The following is a 26,880-nucleotide window of genomic DNA, read 5'->3' as shown; positions in this document are numbered from 1 at the left end:
ATCTATTGGGGGTTATTGCCTCTTTTCCGTTCGGCCGGGCTGAAACCACGGGCTCAGCACCTATGGGGCACCCGGCACTTAAAAACCGGACACAAAAATGCCCCGGCCTATTGTTCGATGGTCACCTTGATTACGTTGGCCATGGTTTCCGGACTTGTTTTTGGCGTATGGATCACCAGGCCTTCCTCGGTCAATTTCCAGGTGATTTCTTCATCGCTTCCCAAAACCGACACCTTGGTGATACTTACACCGTCCTTGATCTGCTCCTCGGCGAAGGCCTTGAGTACAAGTTCACTGTCACTTTCCAAGGGACCGAGTACGATGGCATTGATGTCATAATCCTTGGTGGTATACCTGATGTCTTTATTGGAATATTTGAGCTTCATAAAGGCCTTATGGTTCTTAAAGTGCCCTTCGGGTTCTTTGGTGGGGCCTTCGCCGAAGGTATACCAGGCTTCCGTTCCGTATATGGCGTCGCCGTAGGTATGCAGCCATCTTCCAATTTCCAACAGGGCCTGTCTTTGGTTATCGGGAATGGTCCCATCGGCCTTGGGCGATATGTTTAGGAGCAACACACCGTTTTTACTGGTGATGTCGATCAGCATATGAAGTACATCCTTGGCTTCCTTTACCCCGAGGTTTTCGGTATAGCCCCAGCTGCCATCGCTAATGGTGGCGTCGGTCATCCAGGTCTTTGTGCCAATTTGGTTCTTCCGTGACTGCTCTAGATCCTCAATGCTGAGGTTCTGGGGCAAGTCGTGCTGCTTTCGTACAATTACCACCTCTTGGCCCTTGGCCTGTGCCGCGTTCAAGTAATAGGCAGCGAATTCTTTCCGGTACTTTTCGGGGATATCGCCCAAGACATAATCGAACCAGATAATATCGGGATGGTAATTGTCGATGACCTCCTTCAATTTGCCCGTCCAGATATCCCTATACCATTTTTCGGGATCCATGTTCCCGTACATCAACTGTAACTCGGGATCGGGGGAGGAGGGGGGCATGTTTTCAAAATAAGGAAAGTGGCTATTCTCTACCTGTTTGCCGATTTCGGTGCTGCGTTGCAGGTTTTTGGAATGATGAAAGGTGGTAATCAATTTCATGCCCTCGGCCCTGATGGCTTTTTCCAGGAGACCGGTAATATCTTTTTTAGGTCCTGTGTCCATAACGTCCCAAGGGGTAAGTTTACTGTCCCACATGGCAAATCCATCGTGATGTTCGGCGACGGGACCGGCGAATTTTGCACCTGCGGCCTTGAAGAGTTTGGCCCATTCCCCGGCATTGAAATGTTCCGCTGTAAACATAGGGGCAAAATCGTGATATCCAAATTCGGAAGGCTCCCCGTACTTTTCTACGTGATGTTTGTACACCTTATGGTCTTTAAAGTGCATCCACCGGGGGTACCATTCACTGCCATAGGCGGGAACGGAATAAAGGCCCCAGTGGAAATAGATGCCCAATTTGGCATCCTTGAACCATTGTGGTGCTTCTTGATGTTTCCCTAGGGAAGCCCAGTCCTCTTCGTAGGTTTTGGGTGTCGTTTCTTCTTGTTTTGGTTTTTCGGCGGTGGTTTGCGGTTGGTCCTTACAGGCGAAGGCCAAGGCCAAAAAGGCACAGAATAGGGCGCTTGTTGCTTTCATAGGCTATTGGGTTTTACGTTTTGGATATCCGCGGACACGTTACGGACTAGGGCCGAGAGCCCTGTGGTTTCAATGGACTCGAGGAAGGAAGCGGTCGATTGCGTTAGGTAGGGGATACGGTTTAGGTTCTCTTGCCAAATGTCCGTATTGCCCAACAGGGACTGTGTAAGCTCTAAAATGTCGCCATTTTTTCGGTAGTGGTCCCATTTTTCCTTAAAAAAGGCAAGGACGCAAGGGTCGTCATTTAAATCGATTTTCTTTCCTTGCAGGTCTACTCCCTCGTACATGCGCAGCAGGGCGGCAAAAGCCAGGATAATATGCTGTGGCATACCTTCTGAGGAGGCCAAATTGTCCTTTAGCGTGGGGAGCAGGCGGGTGCGGAATTTGGAGGTGCTGTTTAAGGCGATGCTCAGCAGTTTATGGTCCAACGATGGGTTTTTGAAACGATCCAATACATCGGCCACGAAAGTATCGATATAGGCGTGGGGCAGATCCAAGGTAGGAACCACTTCGTTTTGAAGCAGGTTGGAGACGAAGGCTTCCGTTTCCTTGTCGGCCATGACTTCCTTGACCAATCGATGGCCCAAAAGATAGCCGATGGGTACCATGGCCGTATGCGCCCCGTTGAGAACCCTGACTTTCAAATTGCGGTAGGGGGCAAGCTGGTTTACCAGGTCAATGTTTAGATCGGTTTGATTAAAGGGGAATTCCCCCAAAATGCTTTCCGGACCTTCTATAAGCCAATTTAGGTACAGTTCGCCGCTGACGGCCAGCTGGTCCTTATAGCCCAATTCTTGCTCTATCGTATCGATTTTGTGCTTGGGAAAACCGGAAACGATCCGGTCTACCAGGGTATTGCAAAACGTATTGCTTTGGTCTATCCATGTCTTGAATCCATCCGGCGTGCCCCAGTGATCGGCATACTGGAGAACGGTTCGTTTAAGGGCGGTTCCGTTGTCCTCGATCAATTCACAGGGCAGTAGGATGCAACCTTTGTCATGGGCGCCCTTAAAATGACGGTACCGCTCCAAAAGCCACAGGGCGAGTTTGGCCGGAAATTCTTTTGGCGGCCTATCTTCGGCCCTATCCCCGGGGTTGAATTGTATACCCGCCTCCGTGGTATTGCTGATGATAAAACGCAGGTCGGGGTTTTTGGCCAAGTTTATGTACGCATTCCATTCGGTATAGGGGTTGATCACTTGTTGTACGCAGTCGATTATTTGAAGCTTGCGAAGAAACCTCCCTTTTTGCATACCTTCCAATTCTACCGAAAACAGGCCGTCCTGCGATTTCAATTCCTTGTAATCGCCTCTTTCGGTGGGCTTTACTAAGGCGACCCCAGCGTTAAAATCGGTCTTTTCGTTTACATCTTGCACAATCTGGTCTACAAAGGCCCGCAAAAAGTTACCTCCTCCAAATTGTAGGATTTTGACCGGCCTGGGTTCTATGTGACCAATTGCGCTTCTGTTTAAATACTCCATTTGTTTATAATGAGATCCACGTTGTTACTGGGTACTATCGACGGGTGCCCTTGGATACCTGACCTTTTTTTACTGCCCGCCATTGTGATGCTATTCCGGTTTATAATTCGACCATGGCCTTGATTACCCCGGTTTCCGGTTGAAGCCAGGAGTCGAAATGGGCCGTCATTTCATCAAATGGTACGGTATGGGTGATAAACGAGTCCGTCGGGAATTTCGGCAAGGTTTCCATCACCTTTTCAAAATCTTCCAAGGTTGCGTTGCGACTGCACAATAGGGTCGTTTCCTTGGCGTGTATGGCCGGGTGGCTAAAGTGGAGCTCCCCTTTCGAGAGTCCCACCAAGACATACCTGCCGCCATGGGCCATATAATCAGGTCCGCTTTCCAACGCGAACTTGTTGCCCGTGGCATCGAAAACCGCCGTGGCCAGGTCGCCATCGGTTATTTTTGCGACCTTTTCGGCCGCATCTTGAGTGGCGGTCACCGTATGGTCTACCCCGATCTTGTTTTTGGCGTAGGCCAGACGCTCTTCGTTTACGTCTATGGCAATGACCTTTGCCCCTTGCAATTGGGCCAATTTCATTATACCGATACCTATGGGGCCGCACCCGATCACGGCTATGGTCTCCCCTTTTTGCAATTGCGCACGTCTTACGGCATGGGCACCGATAGCAAGGGGTTCTACGATGGCCATTTCCTCGAAAGTCAGGTCGTTGGCCGGCAGTAGCAGGTCGACAGGGAGGGCTACGACCTCTTGCATGCCCCCGTCGGTATGCACGCCCAGTACCTTGATGTTCGTACAGCAATTGGTCTTTCCGTTTCTGCAGGCGATGCACTTCTTACAACTGATATAGGGCATTACCACCACCTTGTCTCCTGCTTCAAGGCCTTTTTCGTTAGGACCTATTTCCAGTATTTCGGCGGCCAATTCATGCCCCAATATCCTGGGATAGGTAAAAAAGGCCTGGTTGCCCGCATAGGCGTGCAAATCGGTTCCGCAAATACCTATGCGTTTTATTTGTAACAAGGCTTCCCCGATATCGGCCTTGGGAACTTCCTTTTCCTTTGATTGAAACTGGCCGGGGGTCTCGCAAACGATATATTTCATGTATTCTATGGTTATGGGAGAAGTTAAGGCGCATACCGGTCAAGGCATGCGCCGTCTTAAAACTAACTCAAAACTAACTTAAATTAACTCCTCATCTCAAGGGTTGATCGTGATAATGGGGTCCTTCATTGTAATCTCTATACAATGTGCAAAATCGCCCTTTCTCTTTCCCAGGTCTTCAATGAACAAGCCTTTTTCGTTCTGTTCAAAACCAAGGTTTTTGTTGCTTTCCAACAACTTGACGGTCTCAATTCTCAAGTCTTTGGTAATATCCTGTCCCGTTGCCAACGATTTGATCAGAACCGAGCCGTTTTCAGGCCATTCGAGCAATATGGCGTATAGCTTGTTGCCCTTTTTGGTAAAACGTATGTCTTTTGAGGTAAAGCCCTTGTTGCCCCCTTCGGAGTGGTGTCCTTTTTTGACTTCGGTCGGTCCTTCCCCGAACACGCTCCAGTATTCGGTGCCGTAAATGGCACTACCGTTGGTCTTTAACCATTTTCCTATTTGCAAGAGTATTTTTTGCTGGTCTTTTGGGATGGTACCGTCGGCCTTTGGCCCGATGTTCAATAACAGGTTTCCGTTCTTGGAAACAATATCGACCAGGTCATCGACAAGCTCGTTGGCGGTTTTCGACTGCCAGTTGGTAACATAGCCCCACGAATTTTTGCCGATAGAGGTATCGGTTTGCCAAGGCAGTTTTCGGATACCGGGTAGTTTTCCCCGTTCCAAATCGTAGATTACGGTGCCTTCGGGAAAGGCTTCGTGGTTGAAATTCTTGTCGTTGATCACCACTTCCTTGCCCCATTCGATGCCTTTGTTATAGTAATAAGCGGCCAATTTCGGGCGATATTCGGCAAAATCGGGGATGTCCAGATAGAAATCGAACCATAAAATATCAGGTTGGTAATTGTCGATAAGGTCCTTGGTACGCTTCCACCACTTTTGCTTAAAGGCTTCGGAAACCGGCTCGGTAAGGTCCTTTCCCTTTTCCGAATACAGGTCGGAATAGGCGGGGTCGGTGGTGTCGAAATGGTCTTTTTTATTGTAAAACGACCAGTTAAAGGCATAGTGTGACGAGGCGCCCATGATAAGGCCTTGCTTTCTGCCTTCCGTAAAGAGTTCGCCCAAAATGTCTTTTTTAGGTCCCATCTCGGCGGCGTTCCATCGGGTGGTGTTGCTTTTGTACATGGCAAAGCCATCGTGGTGGTCCGCTACGGGAATTACATATCGGGCCCCCGATTTTTTAAAGAGGTTTATCCATTTTTTGGCGTTGAACTTTTCCGCCTTGAACATCGGGATAAAGTCTTTGTAGCCGAATTTTTTTTGGTCCCCATATTTTTGTTTGTGGTGGAGGTAGGTCTCGTTGGGACCCAGTTTTTCCAGTTTTAACTGGGCCGAGAACGTGGCCGTATCCATATACATCTGTCGTGGATACCATTCCGAACCAAAAGCGGGAACGGCATAGGCCCCCCAATGTATGAAAATGCCGAACTTTTGGTCGTTGAACCATTCGGGATCTTTGTAATGGGCTTTGATCGACTCCCAGTTGGGTTCGAATTTGGGGGACTTTTTTAAATGACCCTGACCAGATACCTCTTGTGCTATACCCAAATAAATACCAAAAAGCAAAGGCAGGGTCGATAACATTTTAATTTGTTTAATCATTTGTAGTTTCTTGAACGGTATTGACAATTTTGTACGGGGCTAAATTCAACTATTTGGACAACGACCTTAACAACAGATGTTTTTATGATTGCAACAAATGGTCATACCCGTTTTATATTAGGTTGAATATGTATTTCTTTGGTGGAAATACACCTGCTTTACGTTTTTATGCCTCTGTCCTACCTAGTTCAGTGGCATAAAAATTTCTTTTTGCGCACACATATAGACGGGGGACCGATCGGTGTCCCTATTTTGACGAACACTTATATGGCAACCGGAGATTAAATAACTTTATATATGAAAAGAGGACTTTTAAAACACCTGTTGGTTTCCGTATTGGCCGTAGGTCTTTCCTGTAAGCCAAAGCCCAAGGAAAAGGAGGTCGGGGAAGAAGCGGTACAAAGACCCAATATCGTGGTGATCTATATGGACGACCTGGGGTATGGCGATATCGGGGCCTATGGGGCCACGGAATTAAAAACCCCGAACATCGATAAACTGGCCGAGGGCGGCATTAGGTTCACATCGGGCTATGCAACTTCGGCCACATGTACGCCCAGTAGGTATGCATTGCTAACAGGGCAATACCCATGGCGCAGAAAAGAAGCACGAATCTTACCGGGTACCGCCCCCTTGATCATAGATACGGATCAACCAACCTTGCCCAAACTGTTGAAGAAGAACGGCTACCATACCGGAATCGTCGGGAAATGGCACCTCGGATTGGGCGATGGCCATGTCGATTGGAACAAAGAGATCGCCCCAGGGCCCAATCAATTGGGATTTGACTATTCGTATATTCTGGCGGCGACCCAAGATAGGGTGCCAACGGTCTATATAGATAACGGTAAAGTGGATAATCTGGACCCCAATGATCCCATCGAGGTGAGCTATAAAAAGAATTTTGAGGGGGAACCTACCGGGAAGGACAATCCGGAATTGACCACCATGAAATGGCACCACGGGCACAACCAGAGCATAGTCAACGGTATCCCCCGAATTGGGTATATGAAGGGCGGCAAGGCGGCAAGATGGAAGGATGTCGATATGGCCGACCACTTTTTGGAAAAGGCGAAGGCCTATGTAAACGAACACAAGGGAGAGCCTTTTTTTCTTTACTATGCCTTGCAGCAGCCCCATGTGCCGCGAACCCCGCATCCCAGATTTGTCGGTGCTTCAGGCCTAGGCCCCAGGGGCGATGTGATCGTTGAGGCCGATTGGGTCATCGGGGAATTCCTAAAGGAACTTGATAAAAACGGCTTGATGGAGAATACCCTTATCATCTTTAGTAGCGACAACGGTCCCGTACTGAACGATGGGTATTACGACGAGGCGGTCGAAAAGCTGGGAAGCCATACCCCGACAGGTGGCCTTCGTGGCGGCAAATACAGCCTTTTTGAGGCGGGTACGCGCGTTCCCTTTATCGTATATTGGAAAGGCAAGGTCGAACCACAGGTATCGGACGCCATGGTTTGCCAATTGGATCTGTACGCCTCTTTGGCCGCGATGTTCGATACCGATGCCACCGATGTGCCGGATAGCGAAAATATTTTGCCGGCCTTGTTGGGAGAGTCGGATACGGGCAGGGAAAACCTCATTGTCGAAGCTACGGGAAGAACGGCCTTGCGCCAGGGTGATTGGGCCTTGATCCCACCCTATAAGGGGGCAGCAATAAATACGCAGGTAAACATTGAATTGGGCAATGCCGAGGAATATCAATTGTATAATATAAAGGAAGATTGGGGCCAGCAAGAAAACCTGGCGGAAACCTATCCCGAAAAATTACAGGAACTCATCGAAGTCTATGAAAAACTTCGGGGAAAGTCAAATGAGGATGTTCCGGAATTGGAATTGCATTAACCTGCAATACTATGTAGATGTATACCGTCCAAAGAGCACCTGAACAGGTGCTTTTTTTGTGGATTCCCCCCTAATTCGCACCTGAATGCTTTTGGCAGCAACAAATGTTTCAATCCGTGCCACACATGATTTAAAGGTTTTACCGATTTCGTGCTAACCTTTAGTTTTAGGGTCGGTAACCGGCCTTTATGTCGCGGGGGGATAGGCCTACCTTGTAAGGGGGGCGGTGATAGGGTTTCCTTTCATTGCCGAATCGAAATAGCTAGAAGTAAATTAAATGTATCCTAAAAGATAAAAGCGATGAACGTATATAGGAAATGGTTGTGGGGGTGCGCTTTGTTTTTGTGTCAAATGCTCGCGTCACAAGAACGTCCGAATTTTGTATTTATCCTGACCGATGACCAACAATATGGCCTCATGGGCTGTACCGGGAACCCTATTGTCAAGACACCCAATTTAGATCAATTGGCAAAGGACGGGGTATTGTTCACCAATGCCCACGTTACCAGTGCGATCTGTACCCCTAGCCGGGCCAGCATACTTACCTCCCAATTTGAAAGAAGCCATGGCATCAACTTTAATTCGGGGACAAGCATGTCGGAAGAAGGATGGCGAAACACCTATCCCATGGTCATGCGCGAGAATGGCTACTACACGGGCTGGGTGGGAAAAAACCATGTTCCGGTGGGCAAGGGCGGGTATTCCAGCGGCCTTATGGAAAAAAGTTTCGATTATTGGTATGCGGGCCATGGCCACTTGGGCTTCTATCCCAAGGAAAGGCATAGCATATTCAAGGACGCCAAATCGGACACCCAGGTCGAGGTGATCCAAGAGGGGATCGACGATTTTCTATCGAACGAAAAAAAGCTGGAGGGGGCCATTACCTTTTTGGACAAGCGCCCCGAGGACAAGCCTTTTATGCTTTCGGTCTGCTTTAACCTGCCGCACGGAAACGGCACATCGTCTATGCAACAGCGAGAAACGGACGATGAAATCTATAAATCCCTGTACCGTGATCAAGACCTGCCCTTACCCGAGCACTATGTGGCAAAAAAGGATATAAAAACGCCCAAACTACCGCCGAGCATCCATAGGGCCTCCGACCGTCAGGATATATATGACTATGTAGATGAACCGGAAACCTTAAAGGAGCGTTATACCAGGCAATTACAGGCACTTACGGGTATAGACCGCTTGGTGGGGCAGTTGCGGGCTACCTTGAAAAAGCAGGGCTTGGATAGGAATACGATAATCATCTTTACCTCCGACCACGGATTGTTTATGGGGCAGTTCGGTTTGGGCGGCAAGGCCTTTTGCTATGAGCAAACAACCCATGTACCGATGATAGTGTACAATCCTAGGGAGAAAAAGAAAAACCGGGGATTAACTACCGATGCCTTGGTACAAAGTATAGATGTTGCGCCAACCATGCTTGCCATGGCGGGTATTGCAATTCCTGATACCTATCAAGGTAAGGATTTGTCCAAATTACTTTCTGGCGAGGTAGCGGAAGTCAGGGATTATGTGTTCACGGAGAACCTGTGGTCGACCCAGTTTGGGAACCCCAGGTGCGAAGCGGTTCAAGACAAGGAGTGGAAATACATCCGATACTACAAGAACGAGACCTTCCCCGCCCAAAAGAAAATAGCGGCGGCCAAGGCGCTTGGTATAGACGTCAATGGTATGCTGTACAAGGTACACGATATCGACCTGGCCATGTACCGGTCGTTTGCCGAAGGTCCCCTACAGGGAGAAGAACCGGTTTACGAAGAATTGTTCCATTTGGCCAAAGACCCCGAGGAAACGGCCAACCTGGCCACCGATGCCCGTTATGCCCAAAAATTGGGAGAGATGCGCAAGGTATGGGCTTCGGAAATAAAAAGGGCCAGGGGAACGGAACCGCCCATGGTGTTGAGGTATACGGCCGATAGCGAAGCGGAAAGGGGAGTAATGATTCAACCTAAATAAACCAATAGATGAAACTGAGGCGATACCTTACCCTGTTGCTGTTGTTCCTTGGGCTTTCTGCCTTTGGCAAGGAATTCAATGTTCTGGATTACGGGGCCAAGGCCGATGGCAAAACCTTGGATACCCGGGCGGTGCAGGACGCTATCGATGCATGCCACGCCAACGGGGGCGGTAAAGTGGTCATCCCTTCCGGTAAGACCGTACTGGTCGGAACCCTCTATTTAAAAAGCTTTGTGACCCTTCATGTGGAAAACGGGGCCATTTTAAGGGGAAGTCCTTTCATAAAGGACTATGCTACGGATACCCACAAAAACATGTACAAGAACGAACCCCATATGGATAGGTGCCTTATTTTCGCCAAAGACGAAAAGTCCATTGCAATCGAAGGTTACGGAACCATAGATGGGAACGGCCATACCTCGAACTTCACCAAGGAAAAGGGGGGCAGGCCTATGTTGATTAGGTTCGTGAACGTAAGTGATGTACGTCTGAACAACATTACCCTGATCAATCCGGCGGCATGGACCTCCGCTTGGTTGTATTGCTCAAATATCAGTGTTAGCGGAATCAAAATCCACAGTAGGGCCAATGCCAATGGCGATGGCTTGGATTTTGACGGTTGTACCCATGTCAGTGTTACCAATAGTTTTTTCGACAATAGCGACGACAGCATTTGCATCCAGGTCTCCTTGCCCGAAAAACCGGCCAAAAACATCGCCATTTCAAACTGCCATTTTACCACCAAGTGGGGCGGGATCCGTATCGGACTGCTGTCCCGGGGCGATATCGAGTCGGTTACCGTCAGCAATTGTACCTTCACCGATATACAGGATTCCGGCCTAAAGATCCAGCAATGCGAAGGGGGTAGGATGAAGAACATGGTGTTCTCCAATTTGGTCATGGAAAACGTGCCAAGACCGGTATTCATGACCTTTGCACAACAACGGGCATCGGTCGATACACCGGAGGGTACCTTTGAGCCCCTTACCGCGATGCACCATTTCAGTTTTGACAACATCATTGTGGATAATTCCAAAGGAGACAAGAATTCGGCTTTTTTTATAACCGGATATCCCGGGCACCCTATCGGGGATATTTCCTTGAGCAACATCCAATTTACGATTAGCGGGGGTGGTACCCTTGCCGACGCCCGAAAAACGATTCCGGAATATACCCGGGAAGTGCTCAAAGGATGGTGGCCCGAATTTGGTTTGGTAGGCACCTTGCCGGCTTCCGCACTGTTCGTTAGGCATGTCAACGGGTTGACCGTCGATAATTTTAAGGTCAAGGTCTTAGACGGCGATAAAAGGCCCTTGGTCCATTTAAGTGATGTTACGGGGGAGCGCTTGGGAAATATAGAATTGAACGGGGAAGCGGTCACCTCAAAAAAAATAATAAGAAATCGATGATACGGTATTTGAACAAAAAAAGAAAATCCGGGGGTAAGGCGACCCGGTGGTGTTCGCACCTATTGGGCCTTACCTTGGTAATGGCCCAGAACGGACAGGCCCAAGAATACACGTCCGATTGGGAATCACTAAGGCAACACGAGACCCCCGAGTGGTTCCTGGATGCCAAATTCGGTATCTACTGCCACTGGGGCCCCTATTCGGTTCCCGAGTTTAAGAACGAGTGGTATTCACATTGGATGTATGTCAACAAAGACAATCCCGAGGCCAAAGACGGCAAGGCCAGTGAGTTTTACGATTATCACGTTAAGACCTACGGACCCTTGAACGAATTTGGCTATAAAGATTTCATACCCATGTTCAAGGCCGAAAAATTCAATGCTGCCGAGTGGGCCGATCTGTTTGAAAAGGCCGGGGCCAAGTTTGCCGGACCCGTGTCCGAACATGCCGACGGTTTTGCCATGTGGGACAGTGATCTTACCCGGTGGGATGCAAAGGACATGGGGCCGAAAAGGGATATCATGGGCGAACTGTCAGAGGAAATCAGAAAGAGGGGCATGAAATTTATAGCCACCTACCACCGCCATTGGCTTTTGGGATGGTTTCCTACCTGGGACGAATCTACCGATGCCAGCAATCCCGAATATGCCGGACTCTACGGGCCCAAAATGAAAAAAGGGGATTTTCAATACCCGCCCTCAACCCACGACATCGATGCAGGAATAGAAAAATATTATCCCCTGGCCGATGAGGCGTTCAACAGCGAGTGGCTGGCCCGTTTAAAGGAGATCGTCGACAAGTATAGTCCCGATCTGGTCTGGTTCGACAACAAGATGGACGTCATAGGGGAAGACTACAGAAAGGAGTTTTTGCGGTATTATTACAATCAAGCGGCCAAGAAAGACCAAAAGGTAGTTGTTACCTATAAATTCTATGATCTGGCCAAGGGTACGGCCGTACTGGACCTGGAGCGTTCGCGCATGAAGGAGAAAAAAGAATTTCCCTGGTTGACCGACGATTCCATCGACTGGAACTCATGGAGCCATATCAAAAATCCGAAATACAAATCGGTTAATCGCTTGGTCGACTTTTTGGTCGACGTGGTAAGCAAGAACGGGGCCGTGCTTTTAAACATTACGCCCAAGGCAAATGGGGAGATACCCGAACCGGTAAAAGAACGATTGCTGCAAATGGGGCAATGGCTCAAGACAAACGGGGAGGCAATTTATGGAACGCGACCCTTTAAAGTGTACGGGGAGGGCGAAACCCGGGTTACCGAAGGGCATTTGAGCGAAGAGAAAAATCCGGACAACACATCCAAAGACATAAGGTTTACGACCAAGAACGGACAGTTGTACGCCATTGCCCTCGACTGGCCTGCCGATAACCGATTGCTCATAAAGACTCTGAAGAAGGGCAATAAGGTATTTACCGAACCCATTCGGCGTATTGAGCTTTTGGGCCACGATGGCCCCTTGGGTTTTAAGGTCGCCCCGGACGGTCTACATATCAAACTGCCCGAAAAGAAGGTGGGCGATCATGCCTTTGTCTTTAAAATAATTACGGATTAAAAACCAAGGGGAGGAATGGGTGCGATAGGGAAACGTTTAGATCGGTGCTTAAATGGACACAAGTCGTTGGTGTGCTTTATTATATGTGCCGTACAAGTATTGGGGGGCATGCCCCTGAATGCCCAGAAGAAGACCGATTGCCCCAATGTATTGCTTATCTATACCGACGACCATAGATACAGCGCCGTCCACGCCATGATGGGTGAACCCGTGGCAACCCCGAATTTGGACGAATTGGCCGAAAACGGTGTGGTTTTCGAAAAGACCTATCTTATGGGGGCCTTTACCGGGGCCACCTGTACGCCCAGTAGGGCCATGCTGTTGACGGGAAGAAACCTGTTCGAACTTGAGGGGAGGGGACACACCATTCCCGAAACCCATACCACCTTGCCGGAAGCTTTCTCTCAGAACGGTTACCAAACCTACCACGTGGGAAAATGGCACAACGATATGGCCTCCTTGGCACGATCTTTCGATGATGGCGCCTTCGTCTCGGGCATGCCGGCCTACCTGACCGATCAGTTTCGGATGCCCTTTAGCCATTGGAAAAAAAATGGGAACTATAAAAAGGAAAACTGTTTTCTGCTGCAATACGATGCGGAGGGCAAAGTGGTCGAAAGGCCCTTGACGGGAAACGAGGTAAAAGGTCCCATCGGAACGGAAAAAGACGGCCCCCACGTCAGCGAGGTCTTGGCAGGGGGAGCCATCGACTATCTCGAGGGTTATAGGGGTAAAAGGCCCTTCTTTATGTATTTGGCCTTTCCGGTGCCGCACGACCCCAGGCAGGCCCCTGAAAATTGTAAGGCCAAATATCCCGCGGACCGTATGGACCTGCCCCCTTCCTATGCCCGGCAACATCCCTTCGACAATGGCCATATCGTGTTACGCGACGAAGAATTGGCTCCCTGGCCCAGAACACCGGAAGTTGTCAAGGAACACCTGTCGGATTACTACGCGACCATAAGCCATCTCGATGCCCAGATCGGCAAGGTGATCCAACAGTTAAAAGACAAAGGCCTTTACAAAAACACATTGATCGTAATGGCCGGTGATTCAGGCGTGGCCATTGGAAACCACGGGCTGATGGGCAAACAGAACCTTTATGACGAAGACGGTATTCACGTGCCCTTTATCCTTTCCGGAGGGGCCTTGCCCGCCCAGTTTAAGGGCAAACGTATCAAACCCTTGTCGTACATCCACGATATCATGCCCACGATCCTGGATGTGGTCGGGTTGGATAGGCCGGGCTCGGTAACCGGGAAAAGCCTGTTGCCCGTAATCAACGGGAAAAAGCAAGAAATCAGGGAGTTTACCTACCATGCCTATAGGCAGCATCAAAGGGCCTATAGAAAAGGACGGTACAAATTGATAGAATATGTTCGTGCCCCCGATTCCCGGCCCCGAGAGGGGGAAATCATATCCGGTTCGAGGGTTACCCAATTGTTCGATGTGGTCGAAGACCCTTGGGAAACCTTAGACCTCTCTGCCTTCCCCGAATACCGATCCACCATAAACGAATTACGGGAGGGGATGAAGCACACCGCTATCGCATTAAAGGATGTTGCCGATGGTCAACGTACCCAAATAAATTTCTGGGACTACTACGAGTAAGCCTTCTTAAAACCGGAATACTAGGAAAAGAAAATATCGAGACCAAAATACCGAACAATGAAACGAGCAAAAAAACTAACATGTTGCCTGCTTTTTACAGCCCTTGTGCCCTGTTTTCAAGCGATAAGGGCACAATTGCCCTTTGGTTTTCCCAATACCCATAGAACAAAAACAAGCCTGAACCAGGGGTGGAAATTCCATTTGGGGGATCCCGATGCGAATTATTACGCCAAAGACTTCGACGATTCCAAATGGGAGTCGGTAAATGTACCGCACACCCTGTCATTGACCTCCTTGGCCTTGGACGGATTGCAGGACGACAAGGTGCAGCTGAAATTTCATCGAAAGGTCGGTTGGTACCGCAAGGCCATAGAGGTGCCCCAAAACCAAAAAAAAGTATTCCTGGAATTCGAAGGCGTGCATCAAATCACCGATGTCTGGGTCAACGGAAAACATGTGGGCCAGCACGCTACGGGGGGCTATACGCCCTTTGATTTTGATATTACCGATTACGTAGACAAGGGGCAGGTCAACCAGATAACCATAAAGGCCGATAACAGAAGAAGCAGGGTTACACCGCCCGATCCGGGACCTTTCGATTATGTGAAATTTAGCGGTCTGTACCGGGATGTTTATCTGGTGGAAAAAGACCCCGTACATATTGGCTTTAATTGGGAAGGAAAGGAAGCGGGGGTGACCCTTACGACGCCTACGGTGGATGTCGTGAATAAAAATGCCACGATCAACATACGCACAGAGGTGAAAAATACGGGAACCTCGCCCGTTACCGCCCAAGTGGTTACGAGAATTATCGATGCCGATGGAATTGTAGTGGCCAAGCTGCTTCAAGAGAAACGTATCGCCGAAGGGGCAAGGGCCTTGTTCGACCAGATCACAAGCCTAGAGGACGATGTGCATTTTTGGGACGTCGACGACCCTTACCTGTACCGGGTCAATTCGGAGGTCGTGGTCAACGGTACGTCCGTTGATGCCGTCGAAAACAAACTGGGGATTCGAAAGTTTGTGTTAGATCCGGAAAAAGGCTTCGTTTTAAACGGAAAACCTATAAAACTCATCGGCTTTAATCGGCATCAGCAATATCCTTATGTCGGGGATGCGGTCCCCAATTCCCTGCATTACAAGGATATGCTGCAGTTTAAGGAGTTCGGGTTCAATATTGTGCGTACGGCCCACTATCCGCAAGACAACTCCCTTTTGGAGGCCTGCGACGAACTGGGCATTTTAGTATACGAGGAAGCGCCTTCCTGGATTTCGATGAGCAATGAGCCGGAATGGTGGGACAATTTTGAGAAGGCCGAACGCGCTATGATCCGCAACCACAAAAACCACCCGTCGGTAGTCATTTGGGGAGGAGGTATAAACCATAGGGGATATGTGCCCCGGGTCCATAATGTTGCAAAACAGGAAGACCCGACCCGGTTGACGGCCTCGCAGGGAGCTCGGTGGACCGGTTGGCAAGCTTCCGGTTTGGCCGATATCAATGCCAATATGCTTTACGGGCCTTTTGTTTGGGACAGGTCGGAGCCTATGTTCGCCATGGAAGGACATTGGGGCCCTGAATCCTTGGGTATGTATAGAAAGGATGTATTGATGACCGGACTCATCTCATGGACGGCGCATGCCTATTATACCTTTCATCCCACACATGACAAGGCCAAGGATCCCGTTGACCGCACCCGTAGTGGTGCGATGACCATTTTCAGGTATCCGCGCCCCCAGATGAACTGGTATAAGGCCGAACTTTTAAACAAGCCCTACATTTATATTGTCGAGGATTGGAAAAAGGGACAAGATTCCATTACCGTGTATAGCAATGCCCCCGAAGTAGAGCTGTCGGTCAACGGCCGGACGGTAGCAAGGGAAAAACCGAGCAGGGATTCCATTTACCAAGGTTTGCACCATGCCCCTTTTGTCTTTAAAGACTTGAAGTTTGAAGAAGGGAAGCTGGTCGCCAAGGGTATTTATGCGGACGGTAGCACGGTAAGGGCCACAAGGCAAACCCCGGGGAAACCCCATGCCGTTCAGCTTCGATTGGATACGGAAGGCAGGCAATTCGTGGCCGATGGTTCCGATATCCTAATGGCTTATGCCACCGTGGTCGACAAAAACGGCACGCCCGTACAGGATTTTAAGGGAAAGGTTACGTTTTCCGTCCAAGGTGATGCCTCGGTGATCGGGGACAAGGCCGATATAAACGCCAATCCCATGTTTACCGAATACGGGGTGGCTCCCGCATTGATAAAAGCCGGTACCACTGTCGGGGAAGTGAGGGTAAAGGCATCGGCCAAGGGCCTGAGATCCGACACTCAAAAAGTACAGCTGGTTGCATACCGACCCGACATCATACGTAAAAACGCCAAGCCCATTTACGACTTTGCCAAAGAACGGGTAGACCTCGGAGCCGAAGATCAATTGGTGCAGTTTGGCTGGAATTTTTGGCTGGGCAGGGATGATGACAATACAAGCTACCAACTGAGGAACTTTAAGGGCGCCTCGGTTCGGATATTGCCCAATAGCAGCGAGGGAATCATCCGTTGGCTGGGAGAAATGAACGTCATCGGAAAGTATGGCTTTGTCTATGGGGATGGAGTTTTGGGGATTGATGAAAAGGGGATCAAAATGCAATTTAAAGGCTTGAAAAAAGGAAAGTACCGCCTGAAAACCTACCACCACGCCCCTAAAAGCAATTCGGATACCATGGATCCGAACAAGGACAAGTTGAAGAAAATACGGATTTTGGACATCCCGTATGAGAAGGAACTGACCTTGTCTTCCGGGGAAAAATCGTCGACCATACGGGTTACCGAGGGCAAGAACATGCAGTTCGATTCCCCCGGACAAAATGTACTTGAATTTGAAGTGGAAGGGGACGCCCCGATCGAAGTCCATATAAAGGGCAACTCGGGTAAGGGAATATGGTTGAACGGTTTTGAACTCCAAGAGTGGAAGTGAGTCCGAAACCTAACCGTATAATGTTCAGACCCTGTCGTAAAACCGGTAAAAAAATCGAAAGTATATCGCTTTAAATCAAATTGGAAATGAAGAAAATCAGTGTTTTGATCGCCCTTTGCTTTGGCTTGTTTGGGCATTCCCAGGAAGAATCGAAAAGTTACGGACCGCCAAAACCTCCTATGGGGAAGCGTTGGGTAATGAACCCGGATTTTTCGGACGAATTCAATGGTACGGAACTGGATACCACCAAATGGTTGGACCATCACCCAACATGGATCGGTAGGCCGCCAGGGCTGTTTTTGGCCTCCCAGGTCTCGGTGGCCGATGGTTACCTGCAGTTAAAGGGGGAGCATATGGGCAAGGATACCATCGTTCACGCCTATGGAAAGGACCAGACCTTTAATATCGCCGGGGCGGCCGTTGTCTCTAAAAAGAAGACCATGTTCGGTTATTACGAATGTAGGGTCAAGGCCGCCGCCACTACCATGAGCACTACCTTTTGGCTGTCAACGGTAGGCAGTTTTCAAGGCCCCAATGAATGCGATTCCTATGGGTTGGAGTTGGATATCCACGAGTCCATCGGTCGCGAGGGCGATTTCGACGGCAGTTATTTTGCCAGCGGAATGCATTCCAACGCACATTTTTGGTACAACGACTGTGAGGGAAAAAGACACGATTACCGGGCTCCCCAGGTTCGGTTTGAGGATGAACGGTTGACCTCCGAAAACTTTAATGTTTATGGCGCTTGGTGGAAAGATGAATCGGAAGCCAGTTTTTATTACAATCACCGTCTACCTAAGCACCAACGTTTCTACGACAAGATAAAAAAGAAACCCTTTGACCAACCGATGTACATGCGCTTGGTCTCAGAGACCTACCCCTTCCCTTGGATCGAACTACCGGGTAAGGAAGAACTTGCGGACCCTTCTAAGAACGTGGTGTACTACGATTGGGTAAGGGCATATGAATTGGTCGATGTGGCAGGGAATTACCCCAATGGAAACCTCGAAAAGGAACTACAACGGTATGCGGAATCGGTCATTTTTGATGAGGCCGTCCTAGAACTGCCCAAAAGCAAAGCGCTAGGCATACCGCTAAGTTATAAGGCCAATGAAAACCGTTTGCTGGTTATGGAACTATGGGATGGCGGGAATAAGAAGCTTATGGAAAAAAGCATGGAGGTATTGCCCGGTTACGGACATTTAACTTTTGACCTACATCCAAAAACGGCTTTAAAAAAAGGCGGCACGTATAGGATTACCGCCAAATTAAGACCTTTGGGTCAGGGCGTCAAAAAAGTATTGGATACTAACACCCTGATGCTCTACTTAAGATGAAATAGACGCCAAATCGGCCCAGATTAATCATACATGCCCCAAAATAAGACATATGTGCTAAGCGGATCAACAGGATAGGCCTATTCTTGTACCGTGCCTTGCACAGCGATGAAAATGTAAATATAAAACGGCCGTAAAATGAAAAATCCAATAAAAACGATAGGGCTTGCTGGCCTTCTATACTGCCTTTCAAGCGGTATGTCCACTTATGCCCAAGACAAAATATACCAAGAAACATGGGAGTCCTTGGCGGAGGTCAACCCCACCCCCGATTGGTTCTTGGATGCCAAATTGGGAATTTATGCGCATTGGGGACCCGTCTCGGGCGCTTTTGAAGGGGCAGATCCCAATAAACATTACGGGGGGTGGCACGGCAAGCTGATGTATGAGGACGGGAAGATCGTAAAGACAAAGACAGGCCGCCCCAGCAACAACTATTTGCTTCATAGGGAAAAATATGGCAAGCCCCACAAAAAAGGCTATATCGAGATAATTGAAGAGTTTGCCCCTACGGCGTTCGATGCGGCCGAATGGGCCGATTTGTTCGAAAAGTCGGGAGCCAAGTTTGCCGGTCCCGTGGCCATGCACCACGATAACTTTGCCATGTGGGACAGTAAGGCGACCCGCTGGAACTCCATGAACTATGGGGGCATAGACCCATCGGCCCAGTTGAAAAAGGAGGTTACCGATAGGGGAATGCGTTTTATCGCCTCCTTTCACCATGCTTTCACCTGGAAGTACTTTGCCCCGGCACATGCCCATGGCAACATCGATCCGGAGGATTACGATTTGTACACCAATCCGCACCCCATCGATTCGGAGACGGTGGATGCCGATTTTTTGGAATCGTGGTGGGCCAAGCTCAAGGAGTATATCGACAAATACCAACCGGATATCATTTGGTTCGATTGGTGGTTGGAGAACCTTCCGGAGGAAGACCGACTGAAGTTTTTGGCCTACTATTACAACAAAGGATTGGAATGGGGCAAGGAAGTGGCCGTGTGTTATAAAGAGACGACCTTCAACGAAGATGTGGCCATTAAGGATTACGAAAGGGGAAGGCCCAATCAGCCCAAGGCCAAGGCCTGGTTGACGGATACCTCCCCAGGTGCCTGGTTTTACAGGCCTGGGGCCAAGTTCAAGACCGCAAACGAATTGATAGATATTTTGGTGGATATCGTAGCGAAGAACGGATTGATGTTGTTGAACGTGCCCCCGAACCCCGACGGAAGTATCCCACAGGAAATGAAGCAATTGTTGCTCGATATGGGAGCTTGGCTGGATGTCAACGGCGAAGCCATTTACGGAACAAGGCCATGGACCGTTTTTGGGGAAGGGCCTACCCGTTTACCGGAAGGAGGGCACAAAATCGAAAAGATAAAGATTGCCTATAAGCAAGATGATATTCGCTATACCAAAAAAGGGGACAAGACATTTTATGCCATTGTCTTGGATGCCCCCACCAAGGAGATAGTGATGAAAACCCTGTCTACCGATATCGGAGCCTTAAATTCCGCCATTGTAAAAGTGGAGTTGTTGGGCAGTGATGAAAAAATCAAATGGGAGCGTAATGGGAGGGGACTGGTAATACAGAAACCGGCTTCCCTACCGACAGCATATGCCCATGCCTTTAAGATTACCTTGGAAGGGTATACCGAAAATGATATAGGTGGCAATGAGGATGCCCATAAGGACTAAGACGGTTTTGATTTTCGGGCAGTGGGTGTTCCTTTTGGGAGCACTGCTGCCTTTTGGCGTTTTTGGGCAGTCAAGGCCCAATGTTATTCTGGTCTTAACGGATGACCAGGGTATAGGCGATCTGGGGGCACATGGCAATCCATGGCTAAAAACACCGAACATAGATGCCTTTTACAAGGATGCGGTCAGGCTTACCAATTTTCACGTATCCCCCTTGTGCACTCCGACCAGGGCCGCCCTGATGACGGGGCAATATCCGATCCATAACGGCGCTTGGGCCACCTTTAAGGGTAGGGACGCCCTATCGAACCCCATGACCCTTGCGGATATTTTTAAGGGGAAGGGCTATGCAACGGCCATGTTCGGCAAGTGGCATTTGGGCGATAATTACCCGAACCGTCCTACGGATTCCGGCTTTGAGTATGCGATACAGCACCTGTCGGGCGGAATAGGGGAGCTGTCGGATTATTGGGGCAATGATTACTTCGACGATGTCTACTACGTAAACAACGAGCCTGAACAATTCGAGGGCTATTGCACCGATGTGTGGTTTAGGGAGGCCATGGACTATATCAAGGCACAAAAAGAAGGTCCGTTCTTTGTCTATCTGCCGCTGAATGCCCCGCACGACCCCTTATACGTCGATGAAAAATATGCAGCGCCCTACAGGCATTTGGAAGGCAAGGAAATTGTCAGTGCCAACCTGTACGGCATGATCGCCAATATCGATGAAAATTTTGGGAAGCTTACCCGGTTTTTAGACAATGAGGGCTTGGCGGGGAATACCATTGTTATTTATATGAGCGATAACGGGACCCGTTTTGGGTATACCCAGGACGGGAAATTGGGGTATAATAAAGGTTTTAGGGGAATCAAAGGCGAGAAACTCGAAGGTGGACATCGGGTGCCCTTCTTTATGCGATGGCCCAAAGGAAACATTAAGGGAGGGAAAGATATCGACCAATTGGCCGCACATGTGGATGTTCTGCCGACATTGGCATCGCTTTGTAACCTTGAATGGGACGATTTTAAAGGGGACGGGATGGATTTGTCGGACGTTTTAAAAGGCAAGGGCGAAACGATAGACAGGCAGTTGTTCTTACATAACCGTCAAGACTGGCGACCTCCGCAAGAAGGGCGGGACGGTCTGGTCTTGGAAGGGGAGTGGCGCTTGATCCAAGGGGAAAAGTTGTACAATATTAAAAAAGACCCCTTGCAACAAAGGGATGTTGCGGCCATACACGGGGAGCGGGTTGCAAAATTAAACCAGGCCAACGCCCGTTTTTATGCCCGGGCGACCCAAAGGAAGGAGTTTTCCGAACTGCCCACGACCGTTATCGGAAGTGACGAACAAAAGGTAGTAAAATTGACCATACAACATGCCATAGGCGAAGACGTAGGTATTTGGAAAACACAGCAGGTAGCGGCCGGGGTAAGGAACAAGAACAACACCCATGCCCTCGAGGTCGTTGAGCCGGGCTTGTACAAGATATCGTGTATGCGTTGGCCCAAGGAAATTGCAGGGCCTGTTCGGGGCGTGCCCGATCCCTTGCCGGACACAACCCTGGAATATAAGGCCATTTCGCCCGAAAAGGTAAGGGTGTCCATTGCCAATCAGATGCTTGAAAAAGTTGTTGGGAAGGGCGATGAATCTGTAGATTTTATACTGAGGCTGGACAAAGGAAAGACCTTTTTGGTGGCCGATTTTATGGAGGGAAACGAAAAATACGGGGTGTATTACCTTTATCTGGAGAAGCTTCACAGCGATTGATCGCACGATAACCTTGGGGATGGATTCATTTTTAACTTGGTAGAATATATTTTCCGATTCGTCATTTATCGGGTGATAAAGGTCAAAGGGGTTGAACCTAAAGGATTAAACTTACGGCGTCCTAAAAAAGGAAAGGGCGATCTATTTTTCCACAGGCTTATATACCCGTATCCAGTCCACCTTAAAGGTGTTGTTTTCAATGTTTTCAAGTTCATTGTCGGTAGGGGTATAGGTTTCCGACTGCAGTCCTGAAGCAGGGGTAGAGCGCCAAGTTTGGTCTTCCGTATTGATAATGATGTCCATCTCCTTACTGAGTCCCGTACGCGTATCCACGGAAGGGTCCCCGGGGCGGGTGGCGTTGGTATAAAAAAATGGGTCGATCATATCCTTACCCGAAACGGTTCTCACCAACTGTCCGTCGATATAGTACTCCAAATGCCAAGGGTTTTTCCAATACACCCCGAACCTATGATAGTCGCGGTTCCATGTAGTCCCGTTCGAATACCAAGAACCTGCATCCTTGGGTTGATAATCTTGAAAGGGGTCGCGGATGAACACATGATGGCTGATGTGGATCTTTTTTGAAAAATAGGAGTGGTCTTTTTGTGCGCTCTCCGAATAATCGGCCCCATAGGCCTCGACGATGTCGATTTCCTGGGTGTCGTCGGGACTTAAGAGCCAGACATTGGAGGCTAGGGTAGAGTTCATTATTTTGGCCCTGGCTTCGATGTATACGGGATAGATAACCCTTTTTTTTGAAGTAATGCATCCCATGTTGATTTTGTCAGAGCCCGGTTTTCTAGTGGCCCACATATGCAGTTGGCCATCGGTAACATAAGACCGGTCGCGCCTCCATTCGGTCAGTCCGGGTCCCGCCCACTGATTATGGTAAAAATCATCCCATTTGCTTAAGAAATCCCTGCCCTTGTCGTCTGCCTTGGCCTCATAGTTAAAATCATCGGAAAGGTCTTGAAGTTGCCAAACTACGCCGGCTTCCGATTCAACGGGAACGGGTATATCTTGCCAATCGGGGGAGGCGATTCCCTGTTCGTCCCAAGTGTTGGGGGTAGTTTTCCCGGTCGCAAGCCCCTGATCGTCTTGGTTTTCATTTTGGCCCTGCTTGATTTCGGTTTGGGAGGCACAACGGCAGAGGGCCGTCAGGAAAAATAGGGCCATCAAGCGGGTTAAAAAGATCTTTGTTTGATTTGTCATAGTTCGCTGCTATAAATAAGATACAAGTGAAAGGGAGAATAATTTATATTCTCCCTTGCTTGTGTTTAGTATTTGTATTGGGGTTGATTACGGTCTTTCCTCTTTTTCGATAATCGAAAAATCGTCGTAATACACGGTCATACTGGTGGTTTTATCGTCGTTGGGCATGATCCTAAGATAAAACTGGGATAGCGGGGTGGTGCTTTCGTATTCGACGCTGTGGCTTGTCCATTCACCAACAGGATGTGCAAAATTGTTCCAGAATTGGAAACCCCAGTTTTGAAGTAAAAAGAGTCCGGTATGGGCCGAACCATCCGATCCCACGGCCCCGGGTTCGATGTACATCTTGTAGGATATAATATAGGTCTTACCTTCTTCGAATAGTATTGGGTCTTCAAAGAAAGCGGTAGCTTCCGCATTGTCTTGTCCGGCCTCGATCTGTAACTTCAAACTGTACTGACCGGTGGCCGCCTGTTCGGTCGAATACGAGACGGAACCTGCGTTGCTCCAATAAGTTGTCCAACTACCGGAACCGTTTTCAAGTCCTGAAATAGCTTCGGGCACCAAGTTGACCGTACTCATGACGACGGGAACATCGGAAAAGGGCTGCGCTTCCCTGGTGTCGGTCGATTCAATGCTTCCTCCGGCATAGGATACCGTAATCACATCGGGGCGGTAAATGGGTTCCACCAGTTTTATATCGAGTTTGGTGGCATCGTTCGCATTGACCGTTACGGAGGCTATTTCGAAAATTTCACCGTTAACGGTTACCGTGAAAAATTCTTCCTGTCCCCCAAAAACGGCAAATTCGCCATTGAATGGCACCTGAATGGTCTCGTCCTCCAGCTCGATGATCTCACCGCTTAGTTCGAAGGGTTGGGACGAAGGCGTAACCTTGATGGGTGCGCTCATGGTGTAGCTGACATAGTCGCCGGGAATATTCTGTCCCGTACGGGATAGGTTCATATGGGCCCTGAAGCTTCCTAGTCGGTTGAAGGCTATGTTGGCCACGGAGTCGTTGCTGCTGCCCACCACTGGGTTTTCCGCCACTACTTCCCCGGGTGCAAGGGCCTCGGTAATCGTCCACGTGCGGCCGGTAGGCTCGCCAATGGTAGATAAATCAATGAACTCCAAAGAACTGCCCGCCTCTATATAGATGGTGTCCTTGGACTCATGGTCTACGATTTGCCCTTCCTTCCGAACTTTAATGACCGGAACCAGTTTAGGGTAGACCTTGACCAAAAACGTGGTGTCGATGACATAAACATCCCCTTGTTTTACGGCGGGCATGTCGTAATCCACATCGCCCCTGTTGCCGCGAAAGGTAACCATTTCATTGAAGGTGTTGCGGAGCCTTACTTTTTTCGTGCCCGAAGTTTGGAAAAGTACATGCACCGTTTTGTCGTAAGAGACATTTGTTCGCGGTTCAATGATATGCCTCTCCAAAAGGGTATCCGTTCGGTCTATAGGACCTTGGAGGAAGGCATCGGACTTTTCGATGGTCCAAGAATGGGTTACCGCACCCTGTGAAAGGTCGGAAAAGGAGACATAGTCGTTGAGATTGACCAATATTTGGTCTGCCGTACCCGTGCTGGTATAAAAGCCCACGTCCGATAGCTCAAAGGGGGGCTCGTATTCATTGTCGTCACACCCCATGAATAAAAGGGACAGCAATGCCAAAAGTCGAATTGTATTTTTCATTTTATGTAAGTTTTGTTTCTTCCGTGACTATTGCTTGCCATCGGAAGGATTTATAGTTAATTGCTCAATTGTGGATTCGAAATGGTTTCCGAGTTGGGTATGGGCCAATAGGCGTGCAAGTCGGGGTTGTAGTTCGCCGCTGCCGATTGGAATTCGTTCCAATTTTGGTCTACGGCCTCATCGCTAGGGTCGACCTCCCTTACGATGGAACCCCATCGGGTTACCATTTCCCCATCTTCATCCTCCAGTTCATAGTTGTCGGCCGTATATCTTCGTTGGGCCAGTTCTTGGAACCTTTCGGCCTTTACGCCCCATCTCCTTAGATCGATGTTTCGGTTTCCGTCGCCTTCCGCCGAAAGCTCCAAGGGCAATTCGGTATACATCAAATGCTCCATTAGGCTTTGGGCGTCATAGGTAATATTGTCGTGGTCGTTGGCGGGGAATTCCCCCGATCCGTTGGGCCCCAGCAATTGGACACCCGACCTTCTTCGCACCCGGTTGATATAAATTAGGGCTTCGTCGATATTCCCCAATTGGATCTGGCATTCGGCATACTGCAGGTAGATTTCGGCCAATCGGATCAATCGCTCGTTTACTCCGGACCTGACTTCGCCAGGGGACAGTTCTTCTTCGGATCGGGTAATGTCCCAATTGGTGTGCTTGCGCCAAAAGGCGGTCATTTTTACATTGAACAGGGCCGCTTGTCCCGTCTTTTCCCTCAGGTAATAGCCCATGTCCTCGTCGTCGACCAGGGCGATGGACCACGATGTCCTAAGACTGAATTTTCTAAAGCCCTCGTTTCCATCCTCATCGACTACCTTGTTTCTGGGGTCGGAATAGTCAATGGGGTCTTGTCGGTATTTTTGGATAAGCCAATTGGCCGCAACGGCCCCGTACCATCTACCGTCCCCGCCGGTAAACTGTCTAACGTAAGCCGAGTTGGCGACGTCCCTACTGTCCCACGGACCTAGTTCGTTCTTATAGTCGAGGGAATAGCTTACCTCCAAAATCGATTCTTCGTTCATCTCGTCCATAGTGGTGAAATTACTTCCGATATTGGGGGTCAACGCGTAACCAAAATCATCGATGACCCTCTTGAAATAAGTCGAGGCCGTTTCGTAGTCACCTTCATATAGGTAGGATTGTCCGATAAGGGCTACGGCAGCCCCGGCGGTAACCCGCCCCTTGTCTTGGCCCTCCCATTGTGCGGGCAAGTTCTCGGCAGCGAATTGAAGGTCCTGCAAATAGAAATTTTTCACATCGTCGGCGGGAGCGGTAGGTTGGTAAAAATCCTCCTCCTCGACCGGTACAAAATCGAAAATGGGTACCGAACCTTCGTTAAAGGAATTGTACAGGTTAAAATAAAGATAGCCCCTTAGAAACCGCGCCTGGGCCAGAATGATCAGGCCTTCTTCCCTTTCCTCGTCGGTGGTATAGGTGTCCTTAAGGGTCTCTGCGGCCTCGATTACCTGGTTGGCCCTGAAAATGGCGGTGTAGTTGGCACTCCACTTGTCGTTGGGCGCGGCAGAAGCGTCGTTGAAAATCTGCAGGTAATAGGGGTTGGTGTTGTTGGGGCGCTGCCACCCACTGGCCCAGGCCAAATCGGTTCGCGCCAGTTCCTCTACCAATTTGATGACGTTAGGATTGGCAAAACCTTTATAGGCCGCAATGAGACCTTGTTCCAGGTCATTGTTGTCTTCCCAAAAAGTGTCCGTAGATATTTGGTTGGGGTTGGTCTGCTCCAGAAAATCATCCTCACAGCCCAATAGAAGGGCCATGGGAACAATAATAAGCCACAACTTTTTAGTAATCGTTTTCTTCATTGCTCTTGTTTTTTCAATTGTACGTATGCTATGTCTCGTCTTCATCATGATC

The 26,880-nt window shown here is 49.2% G+C and carries 16 protein-coding genes; 9 read left to right on the top strand and 7 right to left on the bottom strand.

Translation table 11 applies throughout. The features are described 5' to 3' along the window. Positions 1–107: 107 nt before the first annotated feature. From BUB37_RS09470 to BUB37_RS09455, 4 genes are all read right to left on the bottom strand, one after another. Positions 108–1,640 (bottom strand): alpha-L-fucosidase, encoded by a 1,533-nt coding sequence (locus BUB37_RS09470; protein WP_094766637.1) that lies wholly within the window; start codon positions 1,638–1,640, stop codon positions 108–110. Further along, positions 1,637–3,121, bottom strand: coding sequence for a tagaturonate reductase (locus BUB37_RS09465; protein WP_072992288.1), 1,485 nt, complete (start codon positions 3,119–3,121; stop codon positions 1,637–1,639). The genes BUB37_RS09470 and BUB37_RS09465 overlap by 4 nt, the downstream gene beginning before the upstream one ends. A 100-nt stretch (positions 3,122–3,221) precedes the next feature. Continuing rightward, the gene (locus BUB37_RS09460; protein WP_072992283.1) at positions 3,222–4,229 is read right to left on the bottom strand and encodes a zinc-binding alcohol dehydrogenase family protein; all 1,008 of its coding nucleotides are present in this window, start codon (positions 4,227–4,229) and stop codon (positions 3,222–3,224) included. 96 nt (positions 4,230–4,325) lie between these two features. Further along, positions 4,326–5,894: an alpha-L-fucosidase gene (locus tag BUB37_RS09455; RefSeq protein WP_094766636.1), complete on the bottom strand. Its 1,569-nt coding sequence runs from the start codon at positions 5,892–5,894 to the stop codon at positions 4,326–4,328. A 297-nt stretch (positions 5,895–6,191) separates the two neighbouring features. Between BUB37_RS09455 and BUB37_RS09450 the strand changes: the two genes are divergently transcribed. The 9 genes from BUB37_RS09450 (at position 6,192) to BUB37_RS09410 (ending at position 22,092) form a co-directional block, all read left to right on the top strand. Then, positions 6,192–7,754, top strand: coding sequence for a sulfatase family protein (locus BUB37_RS09450; RefSeq protein WP_072992280.1), 1,563 nt, complete (start codon positions 6,192–6,194; stop codon positions 7,752–7,754). A 351-nt stretch (positions 7,755–8,105) separates the two neighbouring features. Beyond that, a complete protein-coding gene (locus tag BUB37_RS09445; RefSeq protein WP_244526784.1) occupies positions 8,106–9,722 on the top strand; it encodes a sulfatase-like hydrolase/transferase in 1,617 nt (538 codons plus the stop codon). An 8-nt stretch (positions 9,723–9,730) separates the two neighbouring features. After that, positions 9,731–11,131 (top strand): glycoside hydrolase family 28 protein, encoded by a 1,401-nt coding sequence (locus BUB37_RS09440; RefSeq protein ID WP_072992258.1) that lies wholly within the window; start codon positions 9,731–9,733, stop codon positions 11,129–11,131. Further along, the gene (locus tag BUB37_RS09435) at positions 11,128–12,702 is read left to right on the top strand and encodes an alpha-L-fucosidase (protein ID WP_244526783.1); all 1,575 of its coding nucleotides are present in this window, start codon (positions 11,128–11,130) and stop codon (positions 12,700–12,702) included. The genes BUB37_RS09440 and BUB37_RS09435 overlap by 4 nt, the downstream gene beginning before the upstream one ends. A gap of 69 nt (positions 12,703–12,771) precedes the next feature. Then, positions 12,772–14,313 (top strand): sulfatase family protein, encoded by a 1,542-nt coding sequence (locus BUB37_RS09430; protein ID WP_170863142.1) that lies wholly within the window; start codon positions 12,772–12,774, stop codon positions 14,311–14,313. 57 nt (positions 14,314–14,370) lie between these two features. Beyond that, on the top strand, positions 14,371–17,286 hold the full coding sequence (locus tag BUB37_RS09425) for a glycoside hydrolase family 2 protein (protein ID WP_094766635.1): 2,916 nt from the start codon (positions 14,371–14,373) through the stop codon (positions 17,284–17,286). 86 nt (positions 17,287–17,372) lie between these two features. Next, positions 17,373–18,623, top strand: a complete 1,251-nt coding sequence (locus BUB37_RS09420) for a family 16 glycosylhydrolase (protein WP_072992248.1) — start codon at positions 17,373–17,375, stop codon at positions 18,621–18,623. A 138-nt stretch (positions 18,624–18,761) separates the two neighbouring features. Then, complete coding sequence (locus tag BUB37_RS09415) at positions 18,762–20,321, top strand: alpha-L-fucosidase (RefSeq protein WP_072992245.1); 1,560 nt, start codon at positions 18,762–18,764, stop codon at positions 20,319–20,321. Further along, entirely contained in the window at positions 20,305–22,092 is a 1,788-nt protein-coding gene (locus BUB37_RS09410) for an arylsulfatase (protein ID WP_094766665.1), read from the top strand. Before BUB37_RS09415 ends, BUB37_RS09410 begins: the two co-directional genes overlap by 17 nt. Positions 22,093–22,233: 141 nt before the next feature. On the opposite strand, the gene BUB37_RS09405 is transcribed toward BUB37_RS09410, so the two are convergent. From BUB37_RS09405 to BUB37_RS09395, 3 genes are all read right to left on the bottom strand, one after another. Further along, complete coding sequence (locus BUB37_RS09405; RefSeq protein ID WP_072992239.1) at positions 22,234–23,304, bottom strand: family 16 glycosylhydrolase; 1,071 nt, start codon at positions 23,302–23,304, stop codon at positions 22,234–22,236. Between the two features lie 87 nt (positions 23,305–23,391). After that, positions 23,392–25,005, bottom strand: a complete 1,614-nt coding sequence (locus tag BUB37_RS09400) for a hypothetical protein (protein WP_072992235.1) — start codon at positions 25,003–25,005, stop codon at positions 23,392–23,394. A gap of 56 nt (positions 25,006–25,061) precedes the next feature. Then, entirely contained in the window at positions 25,062–26,828 is a 1,767-nt protein-coding gene (locus BUB37_RS09395; protein WP_072992232.1) for a RagB/SusD family nutrient uptake outer membrane protein, read from the bottom strand. Positions 26,829–26,880: the final 52 nt, after the last annotated feature.

Origin of the sequence: Pseudozobellia thermophila (genome assembly GCF_900141855.1) — a bacterium.
GTDB lineage: Bacteria > Bacteroidota > Bacteroidia > Flavobacteriales > Flavobacteriaceae > Pseudozobellia > Pseudozobellia thermophila.
Note: the sequence above shows the minus strand (reverse complement) of the source record. Positions and strands in the feature narration are given on the sequence as shown.

Excerpts from the sequence above, each read along its gene's own strand:
- BUB37_RS09455 (WP_094766636.1), bottom strand. The coding sequence starts at position 5,894 with ATGATTAAACAAATTAAAATGTTATCGACCCTGCCTTTGCTTTTTGGT.
- BUB37_RS09445 (WP_244526784.1), top strand. The coding sequence starts at position 8,106 with ATGCTCGCGTCACAAGAACGTCCGAATTTTGTATTTATCCTGACCGAT.
- BUB37_RS09420 (WP_072992248.1), top strand. The coding sequence starts at position 17,373 with ATGAAGAAAATCAGTGTTTTGATCGCCCTTTGCTTTGGCTTGTTTGGG.
- BUB37_RS09435 (WP_244526783.1), top strand. The coding sequence starts at position 11,128 with ATGATACGGTATTTGAACAAAAAAAGAAAATCCGGGGGTAAGGCGACC.
- BUB37_RS09400 (WP_072992235.1), bottom strand. The coding sequence starts at position 25,005 with ATGAAAAATACAATTCGACTTTTGGCATTGCTGTCCCTTTTATTCATG.
- BUB37_RS09440 (WP_072992258.1), top strand. The coding sequence starts at position 9,731 with ATGAAACTGAGGCGATACCTTACCCTGTTGCTGTTGTTCCTTGGGCTT.
- BUB37_RS09405 (WP_072992239.1), bottom strand. The coding sequence starts at position 23,304 with ATGACAAATCAAACAAAGATCTTTTTAACCCGCTTGATGGCCCTATTT.
- BUB37_RS09410 (WP_094766665.1), top strand. The coding sequence starts at position 20,305 with ATGCCCATAAGGACTAAGACGGTTTTGATTTTCGGGCAGTGGGTGTTC.
- BUB37_RS09415 (WP_072992245.1), top strand. The coding sequence starts at position 18,762 with ATGAAAAATCCAATAAAAACGATAGGGCTTGCTGGCCTTCTATACTGC.
- BUB37_RS09465 (WP_072992288.1), bottom strand. The coding sequence starts at position 3,121 with ATGGAGTATTTAAACAGAAGCGCAATTGGTCACATAGAACCCAGGCCG.
- BUB37_RS09460 (WP_072992283.1), bottom strand. The coding sequence starts at position 4,229 with ATGAAATATATCGTTTGCGAGACCCCCGGCCAGTTTCAATCAAAGGAA.
- BUB37_RS09450 (WP_072992280.1), top strand. The coding sequence starts at position 6,192 with ATGAAAAGAGGACTTTTAAAACACCTGTTGGTTTCCGTATTGGCCGTA.
- BUB37_RS09425 (WP_094766635.1), top strand. The coding sequence starts at position 14,371 with ATGAAACGAGCAAAAAAACTAACATGTTGCCTGCTTTTTACAGCCCTT.
- BUB37_RS09470 (WP_094766637.1), bottom strand. The coding sequence starts at position 1,640 with ATGAAAGCAACAAGCGCCCTATTCTGTGCCTTTTTGGCCTTGGCCTTC.
- BUB37_RS09395 (WP_072992232.1), bottom strand. The coding sequence starts at position 26,828 with ATGAAGAAAACGATTACTAAAAAGTTGTGGCTTATTATTGTTCCCATG.